Annotated in this window: 4 protein-coding genes and 1 pseudogene; 3 read left to right on the top strand and 2 right to left on the bottom strand. The window is 63.2% G+C overall.

Annotated elements, in window-relative coordinates; genetic code table 11:
- Window positions 1-239, top strand: a 239-nt coding sequence (locus G3436_RS14935; RefSeq protein ID WP_163946292.1) for a DUF1853 family protein, incomplete at its 5' end; no start/stop codon positions are given.
- Window positions 240-382: 143 nt separating this feature from the next.
- Here G3436_RS14935 and G3436_RS14930 read toward each other — a convergent pair.
- Window positions 383-1993, bottom strand: coding sequence for a WG repeat-containing protein (locus G3436_RS14930; RefSeq protein WP_163946289.1), 1611 nt, complete (start codon window positions 1991-1993; stop codon window positions 383-385).
- A 198-nt stretch (window positions 1994-2191) separates the two neighbouring features.
- Here G3436_RS14930 and G3436_RS14925 point away from each other — a divergent pair, with 198 nt between their 5' ends.
- Window positions 2192-3049 carry a hypothetical protein gene (locus G3436_RS14925; protein ID WP_163946287.1) on the top strand — a complete coding sequence of 286 codons (858 nt, stop codon included), beginning with the start codon at window positions 2192-2194 and terminating at the stop codon, window positions 3047-3049.
- Window positions 3050-3163: 114 nt separating this feature from the next.
- The gene (locus tag G3436_RS14920) at window positions 3164-3715 is read left to right on the top strand and encodes a cytochrome b (protein ID WP_163946284.1); all 552 of its coding nucleotides are present in this window, start codon (window positions 3164-3166) and stop codon (window positions 3713-3715) included.
- Here G3436_RS14920 and G3436_RS14915 read toward each other — a convergent pair.
- Window positions 3712-4038: pseudogene (locus G3436_RS14915) on the bottom strand (1-aminocyclopropane-1-carboxylate deaminase); the annotation flags it as partial. The gene G3436_RS14920 and the pseudogene G3436_RS14915 overlap by 4 nt on opposite strands.

The following is a 4038-nucleotide window of genomic DNA, read 5'->3' as shown; positions in this document are numbered from 1 at the left end:
CGGCGCAGCGTGCGGCGGGTTGCTGGCAGTTGCTGCCGCGCCAGGCGTGGCTGGCGCCGGCGCGCTACACGCCGGAGCAGGCCTGGTCAGCGGAGCACTTCGCGGGTTGGCTGCAGGCGCTTGATCCGATGGCGCCGGCGCAATTGCTGGTGCGGTTGGTGGAGGGTGATGAAGGGGATTGGGAGGAAGCGGAGCGGTTGTTTCTGGTGTCGGATGCCTGGCCGAGTTTGCCGGGGTAGTGGGGGCAGGTCCAGCCCGTTTTCAAGCCGAGCCACCAAGACTGCCGACGCGCTCTGTCAGGCCATGGCCTGCAGGAGCGGCGTCGTCAGCCTTGTTTGCCCACTTCAGATCTCTGTGGCGCAGGGGGCAGGCACAACCGCTATCAAGCCCCTACGTCAGGGTCCTCACAGTATTCCTTCGGATCAATCGGCCACAACACTTCACCCTTGCCATTGCGCACCTGCTCCACGTCACATCCCGCCTTCACGATGACGGTATCAAATACCGGGGTGCCATCCAGGCGGTACAGCGCTCTCAGGCTTCGGCTCATGTCATCGCCAGTGCCCTGCACCTCGTAGCCGAAGATCGCACCACGGGCCACGTCTACCTCCAGCTCCTGCCACCGCGCCGGCACCACCTGCTTGCCGTCCAGGTCGTACAACGCAACACGGGCCGGCGCACCCAGTGCCTCATAGGCACTCAGGTAACGACCGCTGGCATCCAGCTTGAAGTAGGTGTACTCGTCAGGCTTGATCAGCACCTTGCCCTTGGCATCCACCACGCCCACCGCACGTACCTGGCTCGGCTGGCCGAACACCCTCACGGTACGGTACGGCGAAGCCAGGTCGCTGAACGCGAACAGGTTGTCGGTGAGCACACCCACCTGCAGGTACTCGGGCTTGAGCACCTCGACGCCCTTGTTCAGGTCGAACACGCCGTAATAGGCCAGGAACATGTTCTGCAGCACACCGATATGGCTGTAGCCCGGCACATTGCCCAGCATGCCCATGGAGGAAAGCTTGGCATCACCCACCGAGGCATAGGTCGGCTCGATCAGCCATTTGCCGTCGCGGCCGATGAAACCACCCTTGTTCTTACCTTCAACGTTCGCCGCCAGTACCATCGCGCCCTTCTCGCCGAAAGGGTTGCACTCGGCAAACGCAGGCGGAATAACCGTCTTGCCCTGGAAGTCCATGTAGCCACAGAGCTTGGCGCCGGCTTCCTTGAAGGCCACCAGGTCCACACCCGGCTTGCCCATCCAGTCATACTTGAGCGCCGTCACCAGCGTGCCCTTGGCATCGGCCAGGCCTTTGGCCTCACCGCGCCCCTTGCTCACCACCATGACCTGCCCGGCACCGGCGTCGATTTCGCCGAACTCGACCTTTTTCAGCTCACCGGTGGTGATGTTCAGTGCCCACGACTCACCGTTACGTTCGCCAGTGATCCAGTGGCCAAGCTCGGCAAAGTTGCCGCGAACCCGGCTTGTGTCAAACACCGGCTCGCTGAGCTTCTGACCCTTCGCACTGAGAAAACCGCGCTTGCCGTCAACTTCGTACACGATGAATTCGTTAAAGTCGCCCTGGAACACTTCGTCGTAGGTCGCAGGCTGTATTTCCTTGCCCTGTTCATCCATCACGCCGAACTTGCCGTCGCGCTTGAAGCCGAAATAACCAGGGGTCAGCGTCCACAGTTCGTCGGTGAACTCGGCCTTGATGAGCTGCTTGCCATCGCCACTGGCCAGGCTCCACACACCGTCCCGGGCAAACAGCAGCGTGCTGTTCATCGGGGCGTCGTAAACCGCATCGTAGTCGTTGTCCACCGACACCTGTACGACACCATTCTGGTCAAGTACCGCACATTCATCATTGATGCAGACCGGCAGCACCATCGCCGTCGGCGCCGGCATCGGCTTGATGCTCTGGCAGCCGGCCAGCAACGCAGCAGACACAGAAAACAGCAGCGGGCCCACATGGGCTCGGGTAAGGCATTTCATAACCACAAGATCCTTTTGAAGAGGCAAGGCGTGTACTTCCCTGAAACAGCCGACGCGGGCACGCTTGAACACCACAGTGACAAGGCCCGCCACACCGTTTCAAGGGTGCGCATGATAGCGGTGATAGCCATAAGACACCACGCACAGTCTGTTAATCTCGCACCGTGCACTACATCACCATGACAAAGGGAATCCCTCGTGCTCGGCAACCTTCGCACCCTGTCGCTCGTACTTTCGGCATGCTGGTTCGGCCCCGCCTGCGCAGCGCCCGCCCCTCACGATGACGATCTGTACCGCAACGCATTGCTGCTGCAGAGCGACAGCTTCTGGAGCCAGGCGCGCCCCGAAGACCTGGCGCCGTTGCTGCGCCAGGCCAAGCACGGCGAAATACTCCCCGGCATCGTCAGCACCCACAGCACGGCCTTCCACGTTGCCCTGCAAAATCACGCGTCGCTGGCCATGCTGCAACAGCTTCGCGCCGCGCTGCCGCAGATGGTCGGCCTGGGCGACTACCCGCAGTCGCTGCTGGCTACCGCAATAAACGCCAGGCACCCCGCCGCGACGATCGACTGGCTGATTGCCCAGGGTGCCGATGTCGAGCAAGCGGACTACCACCACCCCCGGCCGTTGCTGCAGGCGATCGAACAAGGCGCCGACGCTGCGGTGATCGACGTGCTGGTCAGGGCCGGTGCCGATGTCGGTTACTTCGACCGCAGCGACAGCAACATGGACGCCTTCGATGCCGCCGTGCAGACCGACTACAGCGCCACGCGCCAGGCGGTCGCACGGCACCTGTCAGTGCCCGAGGCCGGCAGCGAAACGATGGAGGCGATCCTGATCGAACTCTCGCGCCAGACCCGCGACAGCGCCGACGCGCCGCAGGTGAGCTACGAGATCCTCAGCGTGTTGCTCGAGCGCGGCATGAGCAGCGCAGGCACCTACTGCGACCCGCAGAAACCCTACTGCCTGGCCGACGACAGGAGCAACCTGATGGACCTGGCGATCAAGATCCAGGACCCACAGTTGATCGAGTACCTGGGTAAAAAGGGGCTGTAGGCGTGACTGGTACTTTTTTGCGCCAGCGCAGGGGAAAGATGCACATAACCGATTAGAGTTAAGCCACAGCGCCATCAAGAGCGCAGCCTTTGACCTGATGAACGAGGAATCAGCATGACCCTGACCAACACCCAGGCGCGCTATGGCAGCCTGTCGATCGCGCTGCACTGGCTGATGCTGATCCTGCTGGCGGCAGTTTACGCCTGCATCGAGTTGCGCGGCATCTTCCCCAAGGACAGCGCCGAACGCGACCTGATGAAAACCCTGCACTTCATGCTCGGCCTCACCGTGTTCGCACTGGTGTGGTTGCGCCTGCTGCTGAAGGTCAGCCGCCCTACCCCGCGTATCGAGCCCACGCCGCCGGCCTGGCAGACCGGGCTTGCACACCTGATGCACTGGGCTTTGTACGCGCTGATGATCGGCCTACCGCTGGCGGGCTGGACAATTCTGAGCGCCGCCGACAAGCCGATCCCGTTCTACGGCCTGGAGCTGCCGGCGCTGGTGGCGCCGGACAAGGACCTGGCCAAGTTCGTCAAGGGCTGGCACGAGTGGTTCGGTGCGCTGGGCTACTGGCTGATCGGCCTGCATGCATTGGCCGGGCTGTATCACCACTACGTGGTGCGCGATAACACCCTGCTGCGCATGCTGGCGCAGAAAAACGACTAGGCGAACCCACGGCGGCCCTGCAGGCCGCCGGTATGCACGAAGATCAGCCGTGTGCCGGCAGCCAATGCGCCGGCCTGCACCTGCTGGTGCAGCGCCAGCAGCGCCTTGCCGGTGTACAGCGGCTCCAGTGGTATGCCCGCCTCGATCTCGCAGGCTTGGATGAAGGCCAGCAAGGCAGGGTCGACCTTGGCAAAGCCCCCTCGACTGGCGTCGTACAGGCGATAGGCACTGGGCGCCAGCCCCTCGACTTCGGCTTCGACGCCATGCCCCGGCGGTACCGCCATCGCGCCATGCACCCGGTGCGCCCCCGCCTCGGCCAGGGC

The sequence above is a fragment of the Pseudomonas brassicae genome (assembly GCF_010671725.1).
Classification (GTDB): Bacteria; Pseudomonadota; Gammaproteobacteria; order Pseudomonadales; family Pseudomonadaceae; genus Aquipseudomonas; species Aquipseudomonas brassicae.
The sequence above is the reverse complement of the archived record's forward strand: the minus strand, read 5'-3'. Positions and strand labels throughout refer to the sequence as shown.

Bases quoted from the DNA above. Each gene is read 5' to 3' on its own strand.
- G3436_RS14930 (WP_163946289.1), bottom strand. From the start codon at position 1,993: ATGAAATGCCTTACCCGAGCCCATGTGGGCCCGCTGCTGTTTTCTGTG.
- G3436_RS14920 (WP_163946284.1), top strand. From the start codon at position 3,164: ATGACCCTGACCAACACCCAGGCGCGCTATGGCAGCCTGTCGATCGCG.